Below are 21,020 nucleotides of genomic sequence, written 5' to 3'. Positions count from 1 at the left end.
TATCATGATTTGGATGACTAAATAATAAATTTCATTCTTTAAAATGTAATCAAATTACAACTTGGTAAGTTTTAATGACTAATTCTTGTCTATGTATGGACTTTGTTAATTAATTATAGATTGGAATAATTGATCTGCGCTAATATGTGGGTAGTTGTAGCAAATATTGTTGTTAGTAACAAATTGCTATGGGATTGTCAGCTATAAAAATAACGATGTTAAGGATGGACTATGTTAGACCTATTACCCGATTTGTGTGATCGACATTTCGATCAATTATCCGTGATGGAGCCTATTTTTCAAAGTTATGGTAACGCGACTATTTTTAGTGGCCAAGCGGTAACTGTTAAATGTTTTGAAGATAACTCGCTGGTGAAAGAACTTGCCGGCACGCCAGGTGAAGGACGTATTTTGGTGATTGATGGCGGCGGTTCAACACGACGTGCACTGCTTGGCGATATGATTGCCGAAAATGCGGTTAACAATGGCTGGGCTGGTTTTGTTATTTATGGCGCTATTCGTGATGTTGCCACTATTAATACCCTGAACCTCGGTGTTAAAGCGATAACCGCCTGTCCAGTAAAAACGGAAAAACGTGGTTTAGGTGACGCAGGTATCGACTTGCATTTTGCAGGTGTGAGTATTGCTGAAGGTGATTATATCTATGCCGATCTAAATGGGGTTGTAGTAGCGAAAGAACCCTTGCTGTAACTGCGCATGATTAGTGTTAGTAGTGATTAGGTTTTGTTACTTATACAGAGAAAGAGTAGATGATGAGGTTAATGGATAATTAACCTCATCACGTTTTTATTCCGTTAACTTCTGCTATCTGCTGTTGCTTTAACGATGTGTTTCGGTCAAAAACTATGTGTCCCGGTCAAACCGTCGAGCCCGGCGATAAGGAAATACATCATTGTAGTTACCGCGATTAATATTGTCTTGTAGTCCCTTCCAGTAATCAGCATCAAGCAGATCTGAATGGTATTTTTTAAACAACTTGTTAATTTCAGGTCGAGATAATAAAAAGGTCTCAAACTCCTCCGGAAAAACATCGTTGGGTGCGACAGCAAACCAAGGTTCAGCCAGCATGATGTCCTCAGGGTAGCGTGGTGGCGGAATGTAGCGGAAGTTAACTTCATGCATATATGAGATCTCATCATAATCGTAAAATATCACCCGATGATGACGGGTCACGCCAAAGTTTTTAAATAACATATCCCCAGGGAAAATGTTTGCGGCAGCAAGTTGCTTGATCGCATTGCCGTATTCATCAATAGCATTATCCAGTTCTTCTTCATTTGCTTGTTCGAGATAGATGTTTAACGGGATCATTTTACGTTCAATGTACAGATGCTGGATCACCACTTTACTGTTAGTCAGTTTTATAATTGATGGCGCAACGGCCAATAATTCATCTAAGAGTTCTTGACTGAAACGATCTTTGGGAAAGGCAAAGTTCTTAAATTGCTGCGTATCTGCCATACGACCGACACGATCGTGGGATTTCACGATCTGATACTTGGCTTTTACAGTGGCATGATCGATTTGCTTCGGTGGTGCAAACTCATCTTTAATGATCTTAAATACTACATCATAAGAAGGTAGGGTAAATACGCTCATCACCATGCCTTTAATACCCGGGGCAATAATGAACTTATCGTCAGAGTTATCTAGGTGTTCTATATAGTGGCGAAACAGTTCGGTTTTTGCGTGTTTTTGACAACCAATAGCAGAGTAGATCTCAAAGTTGGTTTTATGCGGGATCATCGGTTTTAGAAACTGCACGATAGCACCAGGCTCAGGGGCATAAACAAAGAAATAAGCACGGGCAAAACCAAATAGAATACTGGTTTCTTCTTTTTCAAAAATAACCGTATCTAAATAGATCTCGTTTTCTTCGTTATTCAAAATCGGAAATACCAGTGGATACATTTGCCCATCTGCAAAGATCTTACCCATCAGGTATGCGCCCTTGTTACGATAGAATACCTCGTTGAGCATGTGCACTTCGATATGCTTGGCATCGGTAAGCTGTTTAGGCGCATGTTGGTTCAGATAATCCACGACATTAGCAAGGTCCCGGTCCAAGTTCTCCCATCGAGCCGTAAACGTATAACCACCAATAATCTTACGTAAGATCACCGAAAAGTTTCCTCCTCGGCTATAACTGCGATAAAAATTATTTGGGTAGGTGGGGTCTCGAACGCGGTTGGCATTGGTGATGAAGAGTTGGTCTTTGTATATATTAGTGTGTTTAAAGACACGGCGATAAACAGAATTAAAGAAACTCTCGGCTATTTCAAAATTCGGGTAATGTTGTAATAGTGCCTCGTACTCACGCTTGATGCCTTGCAGAAACACCTGGTCGGCTTCTGCTTCAGCGGCAAGGTCCTGCATTTGTTGGGCGGTTTTACCGACGTGGTAATCATAAAGGCTGATACGTTTTTTCGCTGCTATTTGCACGCCATGCCAATCGGCGTTTTCAAAACGTAACTTTGCACCACGGGTAACTTCTAAAAAGCGGCTATAAAAAGCATCAAACGATGCTAATAATGACCCCGCTATTTGCGCTTCTAACACTTTTTCCATACAACAAATCCTTGGACTTAAGACATGGTTCAATATCGCAATGTTTTTACATTATTTCAACATCTTTACCTCCATTTAGCGATGTAGAGTGAAACAACTAAATCTATTTTAAACTTGATTAACGTCGCATTTTTTGATATTGCTATAGGTATTGAAATTATTATAGATTTATTAAATATTATTATGACTTATAACCTAGCGTTTATTACCACCACCATTATTAACACTGTTATTACAACGGTGGGATGATACGCAGGGCTAAGACAGACATAATAAAAGAGCCCGTTACCGATTTAGGAACGGGCTTTTTTGTATCAACAAGGAGCAAAGGATGCGAGTTTTAAAATTTGGTGGTACATCGTTAGCGAATGCTGAACGATTTGCCTGTGCGGCAGATATCTCTGTGAGTAAAATTGAGCAGTCACAGGTAGCATTGGTGTTATCTGCGCCAGCAAAAGTGACCAACAATTTAGTTGCCGCGGTGCAACAAACAGTTCGTGGCCTTGACGCCGAGTCTTCACTGGAAGAAATCGATGGTATTTTTAAAGCACTTGTTGCCGGCTTAAAAGCACAATACGTTAATTTTAATGCGGAGTTAGCCTTAACACAGCTGGAAAAATCGTTAGCGACATTAAGAGAATACTTGTATGGCGTTAAATTATTATCGCAATGCCCAGAAAACATTGAAGCAAAGATTTTATGTATCGGTGAAAAACTGAGTATTGTTTGCATGGAGCAACTGTTATTAGCGCGTGGCTTTAAAGTTGAAGTGATTGTTCCGCAAGACAAGCTAGTCGGAAAGGGCGGTGTATTAGAAGCCACTGTGGATATTGACGCTTCTCGTGCTCGTTTCGAACAAGATCCAATTAAAGCGGATCATATCTATTTAATGCCGGGCTTTACTGCGGGTGACGAACAAGGCAACACGGTTGTGCTTGGTCGTAATGGTTCTGATTATTCTGCAGCGGTATTAGCGGCGTGTCTGTATGCTGAATGCTGTGAGATATGGACAGACGTAGATGGTGTTTACGCCTGTGATCCGCGTTTAGTGAAAGATGCCAAATTACTTAAAACATTAAGCTATCCAGAAGCGATGGAATTGTCGTATTTTGGCGCCAAAGTATTGCATCCAAAAACCATTGCCCCGATTGCGCAGCACCACATTCCTTGTTTGATTAAGAACACTCAAAATCCAGAAGGTGAAGGCACCTTAATTGGTGGCTTAGTATCGAAAACTCAGGCCGAGGTTAAATCATTATCAGAGCTAAGTGGCATGACCATGATTAATGTATCTGGCCCTGGTATGAAAGGTATGGTTGGCATGGCTGGTCGTATTTTCGAAACCGTATCACGTGCTGGTGTATCAATTGCCCTTATCACCCAATCATCATCAGAATACAGCGTGAGTTTCTGTATCCACAGTTATGATGCAGGTAAAGCTAAACTGGCACTGAATAACGAATTTACTTTAGAGATCAGTAACCAGTTACTCGAACCTATCGAAATGCGTGATGGCTTAGCGATTGTGTCGCTGGTGGGCGATGGCATGCGTAAAGCCAACGGTATTGCTGCGCGTTTCTTTACGGCATTAGCACAAGCATCGGTTAATCTGGTTGCTATTGCGCAAGGTTCATCTGAGCGTTCTATTTCTGCGGTTATTGATGAAAGCAAAGCCAATGACGCGATTAAAGCCTCACACAATATTTTCTTTGGTAAACAACAATACATCGACCTATTTTTATTGGGCTGCGGTGGTGTGGGCGCGGCATTAGTCGAACAAATCAAACGTCAAAAAGAATTTTTAGCAGAACGTCATATTGAGATCCGTGTCTGCGGTATCGCCAACAGTCGCCAAATGTTACTCGACTCAGAAGGGTTATCATTAACACATTGGGCTGACGATCTTGCTGCCAGTGATATTGAATTCTCATTAGCCACACTGGAAGATTTGGTTAAACACAGCCACATCATTAACCCAGTGATTGTTGATTGTACCAGTAATGATAATCTTGCCAGTCAGTATGTTGACTTCCTTGGCCGTGGTTTCCACGTCGTTGCGGCAAATAAAAAAGCCAATACCATGAGCATGGATTATTACCACGAACTGCGTTCAACGGCATTAAAAACCCGTCGTCGTTTCTTATACGATACGAACGTAGGTGCCGGTCTGCCGGTGATTGAAAATCTACAGAATCTATTAAGCGCGGGTGATGAACTGGTACGCTTCAACGGTATTCTGTCGGGTTCGATGTCATACATCTTTGGTAAATTAGATGAAGGCATGAGTTTCTCACAAGCAACGGCGCAAGCGCGTGATAATGGCTTTACGGAACCAGATCCGCGTGAAGATCTAAGCGGCATGGATATCGCACGTAAACTGTTAATTATTGCACGTGAAGCGGGCATGGATTTAACCTTAGACCAAGTTGAAGTTGAAGCGGCAATACCAGCGGGCTTTGATGCAACAGGGACCAATGACGAGTTCATGGCTAACCTGCCAAAAGCCGATGCGTATTTTGCCGATCTGCAAGCAACGGCTGCTGCAGAGGGGAACGTATTACGTTATATTGGTCAGATTGAAGACGGTAAATGTACAGTATCGATTGCGGCAGTACCAGAATCTGATCCATTGAATAAAGTCAAAGATGGCGAGAATGCATTGGCATTTTATAGCCGTTATTATCAGCCAATCCCAATGGTATTACGTGGTTATGGCGCCGGTTCAGAGGTGACTGCAGCAGGTGTATTTGCCGATGTATTACGTACCCTTAACTGGAAGCAGGAGGTTTAATGATGAGTCTTGTCGCATATGCTCCGGCATCTATCGGTAACGTAAGTGTAGGGTTTGATGTACTGGGTGCTGCGTTAGCACCGATTGATGGCACTTTGGTTGGCGATCGCGTTTATATCGCCGCGACCGAGGGTGAGTTCACATTAGCATCTAGTGGTCGCTTTGCCCATAAACTGCCGGATGATTACCGTGAAAATATTATTTATGACTGCTATTTAAGTTATGCCAAAGCATTAGAAAAACGTGGCTTAACGATTAAGTCACTGCACATGGAACTGGAAAAGAACCTGCCAATTGGTAGTGGTCTGGGTTCGAGTGCTGCATCGATTGTGGCGGGTTTAGAAGCGTTAAATGCATTCCATGATAACGAACTTGATGACAACGAAATGGTGTTGTTAATGGGGGAATTAGAAGGCCAACTCAGTGGCAGTGTCCATTATGATAATGTCGCGCCGTGTGCGCTGGGTGGTTTGCAATTAATGCTCGAAGCCAATGGTGTTGTTAGTCAGTCTATACCTTGCTTCGATGAATGGTATTGGGTCGTTGCTTATCCAGGCACCAGTATTTCGACAGCAGCTGCGCGTGAAATTTTACCAACTGAATACAGCCGTGCCGATTGTTTAACTTATGGCCGCAACTTGGCTGGGTTCATCCACGCTTGTTATAGCAAACAACAAGATCTTGCCGCAGCAATGCTAAAAGACGTGATTGCAGAACCGTATCGTGCGCAGTTGATTCCAAAGTTTGATGAAGTGCGTGACTATGCCAAAGAGTTGGGTGCATTAGCAACGGGTATTTCCGGCTCCGGACCAACGGTATTTAACGTGATGACTGACTTAGCGCAAGCTGAAAAATTACAAACCTGGTTAGAAGCTAACTTTATCCAAAACGGTGATGGTTTCTGCCACATCTGTAAACTGGATAAACAAGGCGCACGTATCGTCGGTACGGCGCTGTAATAAGCACAAATAATGTTTTAGGGAATGAACAACAATGAAATTATATAGCATTAAAGATCACGCAGAGACCGTTAGCTTTGCACAAGCAGTAAAGCAAGGGTTGGGTAAAAATCAAGGCCTGTTCTTTCCGAGCGAAATTAACCCGATTGACGATATCGATGCCTTACTAGAGATGAACCTAGTGGATCGTAGCCGTGTTATTTTACAATCACTGATTGGTGATGAATTTAGCGAACAAGAATTACATGACATTGTTGCAACTGCGTTTAACTTCCCTGCGCCAGTGACAAAAATAAATGACAAAATTAGCGCATTAGAGTTATTCCACGGTCCGACGTTAGCATTTAAAGATTTTGGTGGTCGTTTCATGGCCCAGTGTCTGTCGCGTCTAAGCTTTGATAAAAAAGGCAATGGCGACAAAATTACTATTTTAACGGCGACATCGGGTGATACCGGTGCTGCGGTTGCGCATGCCTTTTATGGTATGGACAATATCGACGTTGTGGTGATGTATCCAAAAGGTAAGATCAGCTTCTTGCAAGAACAGATGTTCTGTACGCTCGGCGGTAATATCCGCACCATCGCAATTGACGGTGATTTTGATGCCTGCCAGGCATTAATGAAGCGCTCTTTTGATGATGAAGAATTGCGTAAGGAAATTGGCCTTAACTCAGCGAATTCCATTAACATCAGCCGTCTAATGGCGCAGATCTGTTATTACTTCGAAGCATTCGCACAACTGCCAAAAGCGCAGCGCGCACAAACAGTAGTGTCAGTGCCAAGTGGTAACTTTGGTAACCTAACTGCAGGTCTATTAGCAAAAACATTAGGCCTACCGGTTAAACGCTTTATTGCCGCAACCAATATTAATGATACGGTGCCGCGTTATTTAGCAAGCGGTGAGTGGGATCCAAAAGCAACCCAAGCAACGCTATCTAATGCGATGGATGTCAGTGTACCAAGCAACTGGCCACGTATCGAAGAACTGGCGCGTGTTAAAGGTTGGGACTTATCTGAGTTAGCGTCTGATTTCTTATCAGATGAAGATACCAAGCAAGCCGTTGCCGCGTTAGATGAACAAGGTTACTTATGTGAACCCCATGGTGCGATTGCCTATGACCGTTTAACTGCACAACTGAGCGAAGATGAATTCGGTTTATTCCTTTGTACTGCGCACCCTGCGAAGTTCAAAGAATCAGTTGAAGAGATCCTAGGTCGCGATATTGGTTTGCCACAAGAATTGGCTGATTGTGCCGACAAGCCAAATTTATCGATTGATATGGCCAATGATTTTGCCGCATTACGTGCATTCTTGATGGCGTAGTCTAGTCTTAATTACGCGTTCTCACATTTGTGAATATGCCTTGTTTTTATGTCCTCATTGGTGGCATGAGAACAAGGTATTTTTTTGTCCTTATTTTAGGGTCGAGTTAGCGATGAGGTTAAGTTATTAAGCTTAATTTTAGGACTTAAACGCTAAGATTACTAAAGGTTATGTTATTTCAGCACTGCAATATCAGTAAATAGCGCTTGAATATCTCCCATAACAGGGGTAGCGTTGCTCACTCGAACTAAAATAATAATCTCGATTCAAAATAAGGCACTTATGGGTAAGGTATTAAAAGATCTGCTTGGACAGTTAACGTTAGAAACCATTGAAGAAGGAATTTATCGTGGCCAAAGTCAAGATTTAGGGTTTGGCGCAGTATTTGGCGGTCAAGTAATGGGACAAGCATTATCGGCAGCGAAAGAAACCGTTTCAGCCGATCGTAAGGTGCATTCTTTCCATTCTTACTTCCTGCGTGCTGGTGATGTTAAAAAGCCGATTGTTTATGAAGTCGAAAATATTCGCGATGGCGGTTCAATTACCACCCGTCGTATTCGCGCAATCCAAAATGGCAAAGCTATTTTCTACATGACGGCGTCTTATCAGGTTGAACGTGAAGGTTACGACCACCAAGATGAAATGCCAGATGTGCCGCCACCGGAAGAGCTGATGTCAGAGCAAGACCATGTATTATCACTGCGTGATGAATTACCCGATGACATTTGTGCCAAATTTGTTTGTGAAAGACCGATTGAAATGCGCCCTGTGCATTATCTTGATCCACTTAATGAAGAGAAGTCTGCGCCTGAGCGTTATATTTGGTTTAAAGCCAATGGCCAAATGCCAGACGATGCCCGTATTCATAAGTACTTATTAGCATATGCGTCAGATTTTTGTTTCTTACCAACCGCATTACAACCACATGGTAAAGGCTTTATGAGTCCCAACATGCAAGTGGTGACCATCGACCATTCAATGTGGTTTCACCGCGATTTCCGTATGGATGACTGGTTATTATATGCGGTAGATAGCTCGAGTGCGTCTGGTGGTCGCGGACTGGTACGTGGTCGATTCTTTACCCGTGATGGCAAAATGGTCGCAACAACAATGCAAGAAGGGTTAATTCGTAATCGAGAGATCGCTTAATTACGTACTTAATTACGTAATAGGACAGCATTTCGCTTGAAAGTACCGAAATGTTGTTTTATTACGAAAATTTGTGGCCGGGATCATGCTTTCCTGAAAATTATATACATTTCCTATCCCAACATATTCGCTTATGCCTAATTTTAATCTACAATGAAGTTCGTTTCTTGTTACTAGGTATTCACCCCCTATTATGTCAGTTAGAGTTGCTATTAATGGTTATGGACGAATTGGACGCAGTGTTGTTCGAGCGTTGTATGAAAGTAACCGTCAGGATGAAATTAAGATCGTTGTTATTAACGAGCTAGCAGAGCCTGAAGCGATCGCGCATTTAACTCAGTATGACTCGACTCATGGCCGTTTTCCCTTCCCAGTACAGCTGGGCGATAACATATTACAAATCAAAAATGATTGTATTCATTTAGTCCGTCATCCCGAACTTGCTGATTTACCTTGGCGGGAACATGATATTGATATCGTACTCGATTGTACTGGTATCTATGGTACGAGAGCGGATGCCGAAGCACATATTGCTGCGGGCGCTAAAAAAGTCATCTTTTCCCATCCGGCCAGCGCCGATGTTGATGCGACCGTGGTATATGGTATTAACCATACCGAATTAACCGGTGATGAAACTTATATTTCTGGTGCATCTTGTACAACTAATTGCATGATACCAGTGATCAGTATCTTGGATGCCGCCTTTGATATCAAATGTGGCACGATCACCACGATCCATTCGGCAATGAATGATCAACCCGTCATTGACTCTTATCATACTGATTTGCGCCGTACCCGTGCTGCGAGTCATTCTATTATTCCGGTTGATACTAAATTAGCCGCAGGTATAGAACGTATTTTACCTAAATTTGCCAATAAATTTGAAGCCATTGCGGTACGAGTGCCAACGCTTAACGTGACGGCGATGGATCTGAGCATCACAGTCGATAAAAGCGTCACCATCCAAGATATTAATGATTGCTTACACGCGGCGGCTGAAACTGAATTACGCGGTATCTTGGGTTATACCGAGGCTCCACTGGTATCAATAGACTTTAATCATGATCCACGCTCTAGCATTATTGATGGTACTCAAACTCGAGTCAGCGATGGTCATTTAGTCAAATTATTAGTCTGGTGTGATAACGAATGGGGCTTTGCCAATCGTTTACTTGATACCACGTATTACGTCGCTACATTAGCGAAAATGACGTGAAATAAATCGAATTGAATTGAATTAAAAATAATTTTATAAAATTGATAGATTTAAGGATTAAACAATGAATATTATTAAAATGACAGATCTTGATCTTGCAGGTCAACGTGTATTAATTCGTGCTGACTTAAACGTACCGGTTAAAGATGGCAAAGTAACATCAGACGCACGTATCCGTGCATCACTACCAACAATCAAATTAGCATTGGCTGCAGGCGCAAAAGTGATGGTTACATCACATCTTGGCCGTCCAACTGAAGGTGAATTCGCTCAAGAGTTCTCATTAGAGCCAGTGGTAAACTACCTTAAAGAAGCGTTAGAAAATAACGTTGTTCTAGCACGTGATTACTTAGACGGCATCGAGCTGAACGTCGGTGAGTTAGTGGTACTAGAAAATGTTCGCTTTAACAAAGGCGAAAAGAAAAACGAAGACGCATTATCAAAAGCATACGCAAATCTATGTGACGTATTCGTAATGGACGCATTTGGTACCGCTCACCGTGCACAAGCATCAACATACGGTGTTGGTATGTTTGCGCCAATCGCCTGTTCTGGTCCGCTACTTTCTGCAGAACTTGAAGCGCTAGGTAAAGCAATGGACAAACCAGCTCGTCCATTCCTCGCTATTGTAGGTGGTTCTAAAGTATCAACTAAATTAACAGTGCTTGATTCATTATCAACAATTGCTGATCAGCTAGTCGTTGGTGGTGGTATTGCCAATACATTCATCGCAGCACAAGGTCATAACGTCGGTAAATCACTGTGCGAGCATGATCTAATTGATACCGCTAAAGCATTAATGGCGAAATGTGATATCCCGGTAGCAACCGATGTATTAGTGGCGACTGAGTTCTCTGAAACGGCTGAAGCGACATTGAAACCCGCATCAGAAGTAAATGATGACGAAATGATCTTCGATTTAGGTCCAGATTCTGCAAATCAACTTGCAGAGATGATCAAAGCAGCGAAAACAATTATCTGGAATGGCCCTGTTGGCGTATTTGAATTTGCTAACTTCGCTAAAGGTACTGAAATCATTGGTCGTGCTATTGCAGAAAGCGACGCATTCTCTATCGCTGGTGGCGGTGACACATTAGCAGCTATCGATCAATTCGGTCTGGCTGATGGTATTTCTTATATCTCTACTGGTGGCGGTGCGTTCCTTGAGTTTGTCGAAGGTAAAGTACTACCAGCAGTTGCTATGTTAGAAGAACGTGCGAAAAACGCGTAATTAATAGTTAACTTTTAACTGTTAATAAAAATAAATAATAATGAATCGTTGTTTTGCTGCTACGGCTATCACTATAGATTAACGGTAGCGGCAAAAAATATTTTAAAAATTCGTGCTGAATGATTCAGTACTTAAATATGTAAACAATAAGGCTAATATTATGTCTAAGATCTTTGATGTTGTAAAACCAGGTGTTGTAACAGGCGATGACGTGCAAAAAGTTTTTGCAATCGCAAAAGCAAACAACTTCGCATTACCTGCTGTGAACATGGTAAGCACTGATTCAATCAACGGTACATTAGAAGCTGCTGCAAAATGTAACTCACCAGTGATCATCCAGTTCTCACACGGTGGCGCTGCATTCTTCGCTGGTAAAGGTATTGGTCTTGAAGGTCACGGCGGTTCTATCATGGGCGCTATCGCCGGTGCTAAATACGTACACGTTATGGCTGAATCTTATGGTGTTCCAGTTATCATCCATACAGATCACGCGGCTAAGAAACTACTACCTTGGATCGACGGACTACTAGACGCTGGTGAAGAATTCTTCGCACAAACTGGTAAGCCACTATTCAGCTCACACATGTTAGATCTTTCTGAAGAATCACTAGAAGAAAACATCGCGACTTGTGGTGAATACCTAGCGCGCATGTCTAAAATGGACATGACTATCGAAATCGAACTAGGTTGTACTGGTGGTGAAGAAGATGGCGTAGATAACTCTGATATGGACGCATCTGAGCTTTACACTTCTCCAGAAGACGTTGCATATGCTTACGAAAAACTAACGGCAATCAGCCCTCGTTTCACTATCGCTGCCTCTTTCGGTAACGTACACGGTGTATACAAGCCAGGTAACGTTGTGCTTACGCCAACTATCCTACGTGATTCACAAGCATACGTTTCAGAGAAATTTGGCCTACCAGCTAACTCGCTAAACTTCGTATTCCACGGTGGTTCAGGTTCAAGCGAAGCTGAAATCCAAGAATCAATCGGTTACGGTGTTATCAAAATGAACATCGATACTGATACACAGTGGGCAACTTGGGAAGGTATCAAGAACTACTACGAAGGTAAAAAAGAATTCCTTCAAGGTCAAATTGGTAACCCAACTGGCGCTGATGCTCCAAACAAGAAACATTATGATCCACGTGTATGGTTACGCGCCGGTCAAACAAGTTTAGTAGCTCGTTTAGAACAAGCTCACAAAGACCTAAACTGTGTAGACGTACTTTAATTTATAAGTTCGACGATTTATCCTTGCGATAGATCGCGTTGCTAAAGATTAATAAATGAAAAACCTGCTAATTTAGCAGGTTTTTTTTATTTATGATTAAACTATATATTCAGCGTAATCCGCGTAGCCTACTTCTGTACCACCGTACATCGTTGTCGGGTCCACCTCATTGAATGTCCAATCATGTTTAATGCGAGCGGGCAAATCTGGGTTGGCAATAAATGGACGGCCAAACCCAAAAATATCACCGTAACCGAGGTTAAGGATATGCTTGGCTTTTTCTACCGAGTACTTACCTGCATACATGATGATGCCAGTAAATGTGTTACGTACATCTTGATAGAAAGCGTCAGGTAAATCAGGGGCATTATCCCAATCCGCTTCTGCTAATGACAGGTAACCAATACCGATATTTTCGATTGTTTTAATTGCTTCGATATACGTTTCATGTGGATTATCTTCAACTAAGCCAAGATAAACGCGTACATCGTCAGTGCTGGAAAACAGTGGCGCAAATCGAACACCGACATTTTCTTTTCCTACTTCATCGGCTACTGCCTGCGTGATTTCTTTTAAGAAGCGTAAACGATTTTCTAAACTACCACCGTATTCATCGGACCGTTTATTACTGTGCTCCGAGATGAATTGATTCACTAAGTAACCGTTCGCACAATGTAATTCAACCCCATCAAAACCAGCTTTCATGGCATTCTTCGCGGCTTGTGCATACAGCGTAACAAGTTCTTTTACTTCCGCGGTTGATAGCTCACGTGGCATGCTTGGGTCTGCCAATGCACCTTCACCTGGCGCTGTTTCAATGAACACTTTCACGTTATCCGCTAGAATAGCTGATGGTGCGACGGGCGCTGCGCCACCGGGTTGTAAACTGGTATGGGAAACACGGCCGACATGCCACAGTTGAGCAAAGATAATGCCGCCTGCATCATGTACAGATTTGGTTACTTTTTTCCAACCTTCTACTTGCTCATCAGAGTAAATTCCCGGTGTCCAAGCGTAACCCTGACCACGCGGTTCAATCTGAGTGCCTTCGGTTACCATAAACCCAGCTGACGCGCGCTGAGTGTAATACTTAGCCATTAATTCATTCGGAATATTGTTCGGTTGTGTACTGCGTGAACGTGTTAATGGTGGCATTACAATGCGGTTTTTTAACACGTGAGCGCCTAATTTGGTTGGCGTGAATAATACGTCATTTTTCATCATGGTCTTTATCTCGTGAGTGGCTTATGAGTTGAACTATATCGCCGCTTAGGTACAATGAAAATCAAGTGAAGTGTGTATGAGAAACAAATATGGCTGATATCAGTAAGCTGGAAATAAAACAATTAAGGGTACTTGCTGCATTATTACAGTTACATAGCTTAACGAAAGCGGCTGTGAAGCTCGGTATCACTCAGCAAGCGGTGAGTGAGCAATTGAAAAAACTGCGGGATATATTCCAAGATCGGCTATTTATTCGTGGCAGTCATGGCGTGGTACCCACCCCAAAAGCGCAAGAATTAGCCCCCAAAATCCAACAGATATTAATGGCCATTGGTGAATTAACTGAATTAGCAGAGTTCGATCCGCAACGATTAAATGGGGTATATAAAATCAGTGCTTCGGATTATGCGATGCGCGTTATTTTACCTTCTTTATTAGTGCAGATCAGACAACATGCCCCGCATTTAAAAATCATCATTCGTCGCTTTGAATCGGATAATTTAATTCAATTAATGGCCACCGGTGAGATTGATTTAGCGTTAACCTTTCCCGCGTTTATTCCGATAACCTGTCCGTCGATGCTGCTGTATGAAGAGCGTCATGTGTGTGTGGCAGCGAAGGCGGTTGCCAGTGAATATCAGGGACTGAGTTTAAAAGAGATTGCCGCAGCGCCACAATTGGTGATTTCACCTTCGCGAGCGACGCTAAAGGGATCGGCAGACGAATGGTTCGCGGCAAAGGGTTTTCAGCGTAATATTATTATGTCACTGCCGAGTTTTTCAGCCGCGCCAGATTGCATTGAGGCGATGGGGGTATTGGCATTTTTACCATCCCGTATGTTACCCAATGACAAATTAGTGGAAGTCGTATTACCTGAGCCATTACCCAATTTTGAGGTTGTAGCGGCATGGCATCAACGCTCGAATCAAACTCAGATCCATCAATGGATCACGGGTTTACTGCGTGAGTTATATCCACAAAAATAAGCCCTATCTCAAACGGATGTTGCCAAACAAGTCGGAATTAGACAAGACACGGTTTCTAAATTCGAACTGCATGTCGCTCCTCGAGGTGAAGGTTTATCATCAGATTCGGAAGATGCTAAAGGTGGTGTCGCTTGGAAAAAGGAGTGATAAATGGATAATTTGAATGTAGCAATGAATTATTGGAAGTCACTTTAGGCGGATTGCAGTCATCCTTTTAATTGTTAATTCATACTTGTATCATTTTACAAAATGATATCATGGGAGCCTTACCTATAACTGAATAACTTAAGGATAAGTATGATGTACAAGGAAATTAGAACGTTTAAATCCCATGAATTATTATTTAGTAAAGATGAAACAGTTCGTATTTTAAAATTCATATTTAAACCGTCTGAGTATGAGGCTATCGATAGCCTTGAGATAACTGTTCGAGTCAGAAATTTTGCTCAAGGGCTATTAATTGAAGCCATTGATGCATCATATGCGATGGGTTTTGTTCACGCTTTATTCAAAGCTTCTGCTAATCCTACAAGTGGAATTGTCAGTTTACTTAAAAAATTTGGAAAGGATGCCGCATCTCATTGGTTTAAACATGTCCAAGCATCAGACTTACAAAATATAAAAGTATATCAGCATATACTTGATAGTATCGCTCTAAAATCAAAGCGATTTTTACATATTATGTTAGTACAAGTTGAAGATGATAGTCCGCTGAGAGTTGCAGCTATACATAATGCCCCATCTGGTAATTACGTAAAAGTATGGGGGTAATACTGTGATGAATAAAGTGTCTAAAGTTATTTTAACGTTTATCTTTACACTCGGAGCTAGTGTATTTGGTCTTGCTTTATATGCAATGGTGGGGATGTCAGCTTTTACATTAATTCAATGCAGTAGTGGTGAAGGTGGTATTTATATACCAAGTCGTGTTTGTGAATATTACCTTAAGGACTACCGTTTAAATCAAGATGATATTGAAGAATTATCAGTTGGTGGGTTAGATCCTATTTTGAACTTGGATAATGAAATTTTTAAATATGAACTGGCAACTGTACTAATAAATAAAGGTTTAGATGTTAATGGTATTAATTTCTATTATGCGGATGAAAAAATGGACTTAACACCTTTGCATGCAGCTATTATTGAGCAGGATGTGAAGCGAACTCAATTTTTAATTGAATCAGGGGCTAACATGGCTCTAACGAGCAATTCGTTAGGAAATAAGACTCCATTGCAGTACGCACATGTTTTATATCAAGAACAACAAACAGATGAACTGAATACAATCATCAACTTACTTACGCCTTGATTATTTATAATATAGTCCTAAATGTCTAAGCTCATTCTAGGGCGGGACTCTAGCAAAAAAGCCTGTCAGCGCAAACTGACAGGCTTTTTTATTCCTTCCCATATTAGCTATAAAAAGCTAAGGGGAGGGCTTCTATCTAGCGTAATAAACGCGAACGGATAGTACCGCTAATCGATTTAAGTTTTGCTAAACCACGTTCAGCATGTTCACTTTCAACATCAATAACCACATAACCAATATCGCCTGCAGTTTGTAGGTATTGACCCGAAATATTCACCCCTTCTTCAGCAAACGCTTGGGTGATCTGGTTTAAGATACCTGGTTGGTTCTGGTGAATATGCATCAGACGGCTTGAACCTGCATGGCCTGGTAGTGATACTTCAGGGAAGTTAACAGCAGACAGGGTTGAACCATTATCCGAATATTTAGTCAGTTTACCAGCCACTTCATAACCGATATTTTCTTGTGCTTCCTGGGTACTACCACCCACGTGTGGTGTTAGGATCACATTATCAAACTGGCGTAACGGCGAGATGAACTCGTCATTATTTGATGCTGGTTCGGTAGGGAATACATCAATTGCTGCACCCGATATTTTCTTGCTTGCCAGTGCTGAGACAAGCGCATCAATATCAACCACTGTGCCGCGTGAAGCATTAATGAAGATCGCGCCATCTTTCATTTGTGCGAATTCAACTTCACCCATCATCAGTTTGGTTTGTGGGGTTTCTGGTACGTGTAGCGAGATAATGTCAGACGTAGCTAATAAATCTTCCATGCTTGTGAGCTGCTCGGCATTACCCAGTGAAAGCTTGGTTTCAACGTCATAATACTTCACGCGCAGACCTAAGTTTTCAGCCAAAATACTTAATTGAATACCGATATGACCATAACCAATAATACCCAATTGTTTGCCACGTGCTTCGTAAGAGCCCGTTGCAGATTTTTGCCATTCGCCACGGTGTGCTTTCGCATTTTTCTCTGGAATACCGCGTAATAATAATAGGATTTCGCCGAGTACTAATTCAGCCACACTGCGGGTGTTCGAGAATGGTGCATTAAACACAGGGATCGCCGCTTTCTGAGCTGCAGCAAGATCAACCTGATTTGTACCAATACAAAAACAGCCAATACCAACCAATTTTTTTGCTGCTGCAATGACGTTTGCATTTAAATGAGTGCGGGAACGGATACCGACAAAATGCACATCTTTAATTTTTTCACACAGTTCTTCTTCACTTAATGCTGTCTTAATCGATTCGATATTGGTGTAACCGGCATTAGTGAACGTATCGACTGCACTTTGATGTAGTCCTTCAAGAAGTAATATCTTGATCTTATCTTTCTGAAGAGAGAGGTTGGTCATGTAAATTCCTTTATCACATATTTTGCAAATCGCACTAAATGATAAAGTAGCAGGTTTTATTTCATTAGTGAATATTTGTGACGAAAATCAAAGAAAATAGTTAATTTGTGATTTACAGCTACCTGATTTGTTTGATAATTGCAGAATTTGGATTATAAAAATGTTTATTTATCAAATAAAGTTGAATATAACTAATTGTTATACTTATATAATATGTTTTGTTTATATTCAGAAAGGAAGGGGACTGGTGTCGTTAGGTAACACCAGTTTTATATTATTACTTAGTTGTTTTCACGCCATTTTGTGTGCCAGTTAGCACAATGTCCGCGCCGCGAGCAGCGAATAGACCATTTGTTACTACGCCCACCAAGCCATTAATTGCAATTTCTAGTGCTTTCGGATCGGTGATCTGCATGTTGTATACATCCAGAATAATATTACCGTTATCAGTCACGACACCTTCACGGTAAACCGGATCACCACCGAGTTGAACTAACTCACGACCCACGTAAGAGCGGGCCATTGGGATCACTTCAACGGGTAATGGGAAATCACCTAATACGGCAACATTCTTAGTATCATCAATAATACACACGAATTGGTCTGCTACTGCAGCAACGATCTTTTCACGTGTTAGCGCTGCGCCACCACCTTTGATCATGTTGTTGTTGCTATCAATTTCGTCAGCCCCATCAACATAGATATCAAGGTGCGGGACACTGTTTAAATCAAATACTTCAATTCCCATTGCTTCTAAGCGCTTAGTTGATTCGATAGAACTTGAAACGGCACCTTTAATGTCTTCGCGAATAGTACCTAATGCATCAATAAAATGATTAACGGTTGAGCCGGTACCGACACCGACGATGCTATCTTTTTTAACATATTCTAATGCTGCCCAGCCTGCTGCTTTTTTTAATTCATCTTGAGTCATGTTATATCCATTATTATTGATTGGCTTGATACGGTGATCGACTTGTATTGTAAATTATCGATCTGATTATATACTTAAATTCCCCTAATATGCCAATGGGGTATGGCTAACAAAACGCTAATGTTCTGGATGGCGTAATTATTTCTTTAATCGGCATATCCCACGGCGCAATGGGTAAATTATCATGCTGTTGGCAGTCGTGGGCTAAACCCAGCACGTAAGGAGGCTGTTGATCGTGACGTACAAACTGATGCTGCGAAAAAGTACGATCATAATAACCGCCGCCCATGCCTAAACGATTACCGAATAAATCAAATGCGACTAACGGACTACACACCAGATCTAACGCCAGATACGGGATCACTTGAGTGACATTCAGTTGTGGTTCACTAATGCCGTATTTGTTTTTGATTAATGGCGTTGTCGCGGTAAGCCGGGTAAACAACAGTTGCTTGTGACTAAAGGGGTGTAAAATAGGAATGTAGACTTGTTTGCCTTGCTGCCAACACCAGTCAATAACCGCTTGGGTATCGAGTTCGCCATCGTTATGTAAATAAATAGCAATATGCTGGGCGGATTGAATATGCGGATGCTGACTAAACTGGTGAACCAAATCACGGCCTGCTTGTTGCTGCTGCTGGATTGAAAGCTGCTGGCGACGTTGACGTATTTGGTGTCTTATTGCGGTTCGGGTATTTGCTATTAGTGGGGGTAAATCAGACATAAACAAGATCCCATACTCGTTAAATTCGGTAATGGATTGATGTTAACACAAGAAGTGGGCCCCAGGGTGCGGCTACAAGGTTTAGTCCTGAACCAGAAGGTTCAGGTCGGCAATTCAAGCTGTTGCGTCAGGCTTCTCAGTACGAGCTGAGCTTGCACAATAGCAGCAGGAATGAATGCCTATAAAGTGTGATTATCGGCTCAGGGACATAACCCGCATACCAATCACCCCAGGGTTATTTGGTTATACTGTAGACGGTTCTTTATCAGTTTTATTATTGATTAAAGCGCGTTCAATGGTGTCTTGTAACAATTGAATACGATCATCTACGGTATTTGTATATTCTGTTGTTTTATGACGTTCTTGGCGAAGTTCATGGCAAAAATTTAACGCCGCCATTACAGCTAATTGCTCTAAATTCTTGATATTAGTCTTCGCTCGTATTTCTTCTAACTTATTGTTAAGTACAGCCGCTGTTTGATGAAGTTCATCAACATCTTCACTTGGACTGCCGACTTTAAAGTGGCGACCCAATATTGAAATATCAACCGCAGTTGTACTCATGTTTATACTCTAAGTTATCTGGCTACAAGGGCTATATCAAGCACCTTGGCTGATATGTCTGACCTGACTATATCTCGCAATTGTGAGCATTGCAAGGGCTTATCTAATTGAAATTTGGAGTTGCGGATCGAGATTAATCAACTTGCCCATAAATCCAACAGCTTAGTATTGATTTTAGCGGTTGGTATGGGTTAATCGGTATAAAATACGGGGATTTACGGGAATAAATAGACGTGACAGTTAACTATTTTACTCTAATTTACCGGGTGATTTGACCGCTATTACGTATGCATAGCGGCCATTGACAGTCTTACGCGTCAGTGACTGATGTTTATACGCCCGACGTGTTGGTCGCTAAAATGGGTTTTGCCAAGCTGTTATCGACGGCTTGCTGCGCATTGGTTGGTTCTGCGTTCGCTTGTTTTGCCAAACGTTTGTTTTTCGCTTCCACTTTTGCTAACCATAATAACGGCAGAATAATAAAGGCGGTGCCAATTGCCATGCCGATATCTGGAATTTCATCAAACCAGATAAGACCGACAACCACAGCGCCAATTAGACCACTGTATTCAGCACTGGCAATTTTACTTGCTTCGCCAGAACGATAAGCCAACACACAAAAACCGGCATAGATAAGGATAAACAGTGTCGACCCAGCCGCTGTTAATAGTGGGGCGAAATCCCACGGTTTACCTTCCCATACCACTAACCCGAGAGACGCCGGCATACCGACTAAATTGGTTAACAGTAAGGTTTGAAATACCGTTTGGTGTTTTGGCAGTTTACGGATCAATAAATTATTGGCTGCTAAGGTGAACGCAACAATCAGTGCCGCAATCGCAGCCCAGTCAAGTTGGGTTGGGCGGATGACGATTAGTACGCCAACAAAACCAAAAATTCCGGCAGCAACCGAGTGCACGGTTAATTTTTCTTGAAACCACAACATCGCCATGGGCAACATAATTAATGGCGCGGCATAAAAGATGGCATTGGCGGTTGCTAATGGCATGGCGTTAATGGCATAAACCATAAAAATGACACCTAATAGCCAAATATGGCCACGTACCGCATGCCACTTCAAGCCATCAACCAAACTCTTTCTACTGCTGGTTAAACAAAATGGGATAAGCAGCAGTACCGCAGTCAGTTGTCGGAAAAACACAAATTGATATACCGCGATATCTTCCGATAATGTCTTAATTAAGGCATCAGAAAAAACGGCAACAATGTTACCAATAATAAGCAAAATCATTGCTAAACCGACAGACATTTTAGGCATAGTGAATTCCAACTATAAAAATATAAAGTAATAAAAAGCATAAGTAGCAACATAAACAGTAAATAAGGCTGGTTAGTTGAAAGATAAAAGTGTGATGTGGCTAGCATATTCCAAATGCTGTGATGAAGTATAATGATA

The 21,020-nt window shown here is 41.8% G+C and carries 18 protein-coding genes and 1 other RNA gene; 11 read left to right on the top strand and 8 right to left on the bottom strand.

Translation table 11 applies throughout. From position 1 onward, the window contains the following. Positions 1–231 precede the first annotated feature (231 nt). Positions 232–711 (top strand): putative 4-hydroxy-4-methyl-2-oxoglutarate aldolase, encoded by a 480-nt coding sequence (locus PE36_RS05875; RefSeq protein WP_006031047.1) that lies wholly within the window; start codon positions 232–234, stop codon positions 709–711. Positions 712–864: 153 nt separating this feature from the next. Here PE36_RS05875 and aceK read toward each other — a convergent pair whose 3' ends face one another. Next, entirely contained in the window at positions 865–2,589 is a 1,725-nt protein-coding gene (gene aceK / locus PE36_RS05870; RefSeq protein WP_006031046.1) for a bifunctional isocitrate dehydrogenase kinase/phosphatase, read from the bottom strand. A 331-nt stretch (positions 2,590–2,920) separates the two neighbouring features. On the opposite strand from aceK, the gene thrA reads away from it, so the two are divergent. From thrA to fbaA, 7 genes are all read left to right on the top strand, one after another. Next, the gene (gene thrA / locus PE36_RS05865; protein ID WP_006031044.1) at positions 2,921–5,380 is read left to right on the top strand and encodes a bifunctional aspartate kinase/homoserine dehydrogenase I; all 2,460 of its coding nucleotides are present in this window, start codon (positions 2,921–2,923) and stop codon (positions 5,378–5,380) included. A 2-nt stretch (positions 5,381–5,382) separates the two neighbouring features. Further along, positions 5,383–6,339 (top strand): homoserine kinase, encoded by a 957-nt coding sequence (gene thrB / locus PE36_RS05860; protein ID WP_043994063.1) that lies wholly within the window; start codon positions 5,383–5,385, stop codon positions 6,337–6,339. 34 nt (positions 6,340–6,373) lie between these two features. Then, positions 6,374–7,663, top strand: coding sequence for a threonine synthase (thrC, locus tag PE36_RS05855; protein ID WP_006031042.1), 1,290 nt, complete (start codon positions 6,374–6,376; stop codon positions 7,661–7,663). Positions 7,664–7,945: 282 nt separating this feature from the next. Then, positions 7,946–8,812 carry an acyl-CoA thioesterase II gene (gene tesB / locus PE36_RS05850; protein WP_006031041.1) on the top strand — a complete coding sequence of 289 codons (867 nt, stop codon included), beginning with the start codon at positions 7,946–7,948 and terminating at the stop codon, positions 8,810–8,812. Positions 8,813–9,005: 193 nt separating this feature from the next. Continuing rightward, positions 9,006–10,028, top strand: coding sequence for an erythrose-4-phosphate dehydrogenase (gene epd / locus PE36_RS05845; RefSeq protein WP_006031040.1), 1,023 nt, complete (start codon positions 9,006–9,008; stop codon positions 10,026–10,028). Positions 10,029–10,092: 64 nt separating this feature from the next. Further along, positions 10,093–11,259: a phosphoglycerate kinase gene (locus tag PE36_RS05840; RefSeq protein WP_006031039.1), complete on the top strand. Its 1,167-nt coding sequence runs from the start codon at positions 10,093–10,095 to the stop codon at positions 11,257–11,259. 160 nt (positions 11,260–11,419) lie between these two features. Beyond that, the gene (gene fbaA, locus PE36_RS05835) at positions 11,420–12,496 is read left to right on the top strand and encodes a class II fructose-bisphosphate aldolase (protein WP_006031038.1); all 1,077 of its coding nucleotides are present in this window, start codon (positions 11,420–11,422) and stop codon (positions 12,494–12,496) included. Between the two features lie 96 nt (positions 12,497–12,592). Here the strand turns inward: fbaA and PE36_RS05830 are convergent, their stop codons facing one another. Beyond that, on the bottom strand, positions 12,593–13,720 hold the full coding sequence (locus tag PE36_RS05830; RefSeq protein WP_006031037.1) for an alkene reductase: 1,128 nt from the start codon (positions 13,718–13,720) through the stop codon (positions 12,593–12,595). A gap of 89 nt (positions 13,721–13,809) precedes the next feature. On the opposite strand from PE36_RS05830, the gene PE36_RS05825 reads away from it, so the two are divergent. The 3 genes from PE36_RS05825 to PE36_RS05815 all read left to right on the top strand — a co-directional run bounded on the left by PE36_RS05825 (position 13,810) and on the right by PE36_RS05815 (position 16,015). Next, on the top strand, positions 13,810–14,706 hold the full coding sequence (locus PE36_RS05825) for a LysR family transcriptional regulator (protein WP_006031036.1): 897 nt from the start codon (positions 13,810–13,812) through the stop codon (positions 14,704–14,706). A gap of 297 nt (positions 14,707–15,003) precedes the next feature. Continuing rightward, entirely contained in the window at positions 15,004–15,477 is a 474-nt protein-coding gene (locus PE36_RS05820) for a hypothetical protein (RefSeq protein ID WP_006031035.1), read from the top strand. Between the two features lie 7 nt (positions 15,478–15,484). Beyond that, positions 15,485–16,015 carry an ankyrin repeat domain-containing protein gene (locus PE36_RS05815; protein WP_006031034.1) on the top strand — a complete coding sequence of 177 codons (531 nt, stop codon included), beginning with the start codon at positions 15,485–15,487 and terminating at the stop codon, positions 16,013–16,015. Positions 16,016–16,151: 136 nt separating this feature from the next. On the opposite strand, the gene serA is transcribed toward PE36_RS05815, so the two are convergent. The 6 genes from serA to PE36_RS05790 form a co-directional block, all read right to left on the bottom strand. Then, positions 16,152–17,381 carry a phosphoglycerate dehydrogenase gene (gene serA, locus PE36_RS05810; RefSeq protein WP_006031033.1) on the bottom strand — a complete coding sequence of 410 codons (1,230 nt, stop codon included), beginning with the start codon at positions 17,379–17,381 and terminating at the stop codon, positions 16,152–16,154. A 277-nt stretch (positions 17,382–17,658) separates the two neighbouring features. Then, complete coding sequence (gene rpiA / locus PE36_RS05805; RefSeq protein WP_006031032.1) at positions 17,659–18,315, bottom strand: ribose-5-phosphate isomerase RpiA; 657 nt, start codon at positions 18,313–18,315, stop codon at positions 17,659–17,661. A gap of 106 nt (positions 18,316–18,421) precedes the next feature. After that, positions 18,422–19,039, bottom strand: a complete 618-nt coding sequence (locus PE36_RS05800) for a 5-formyltetrahydrofolate cyclo-ligase (protein WP_006031031.1) — start codon at positions 19,037–19,039, stop codon at positions 18,422–18,424. A gap of 54 nt (positions 19,040–19,093) precedes the next feature. Beyond that, positions 19,094–19,278: non-coding RNA, 6S RNA (ssrS, locus tag PE36_RS23940), on the bottom strand. Between the two features lie 4 nt (positions 19,279–19,282). Further along, on the bottom strand, positions 19,283–19,603 hold the full coding sequence (gene zapA, locus PE36_RS05795) for a cell division protein ZapA (RefSeq protein ID WP_006031030.1): 321 nt from the start codon (positions 19,601–19,603) through the stop codon (positions 19,283–19,285). A gap of 331 nt (positions 19,604–19,934) precedes the next feature. Next, on the bottom strand, positions 19,935–20,882 hold the full coding sequence (locus PE36_RS05790) for a DMT family transporter (protein WP_006031029.1): 948 nt from the start codon (positions 20,880–20,882) through the stop codon (positions 19,935–19,937). Positions 20,883–21,020: the final 138 nt, after the last annotated feature.

Origin of the sequence: Moritella sp. PE36, assembly GCF_000170855.1 — a bacterium.
Lineage (GTDB): Bacteria > Pseudomonadota > Gammaproteobacteria > Enterobacterales > Moritellaceae > Moritella.
Note: the sequence above shows the minus strand (reverse complement) of the source record. Positions and strands in the feature narration are given on the sequence as shown.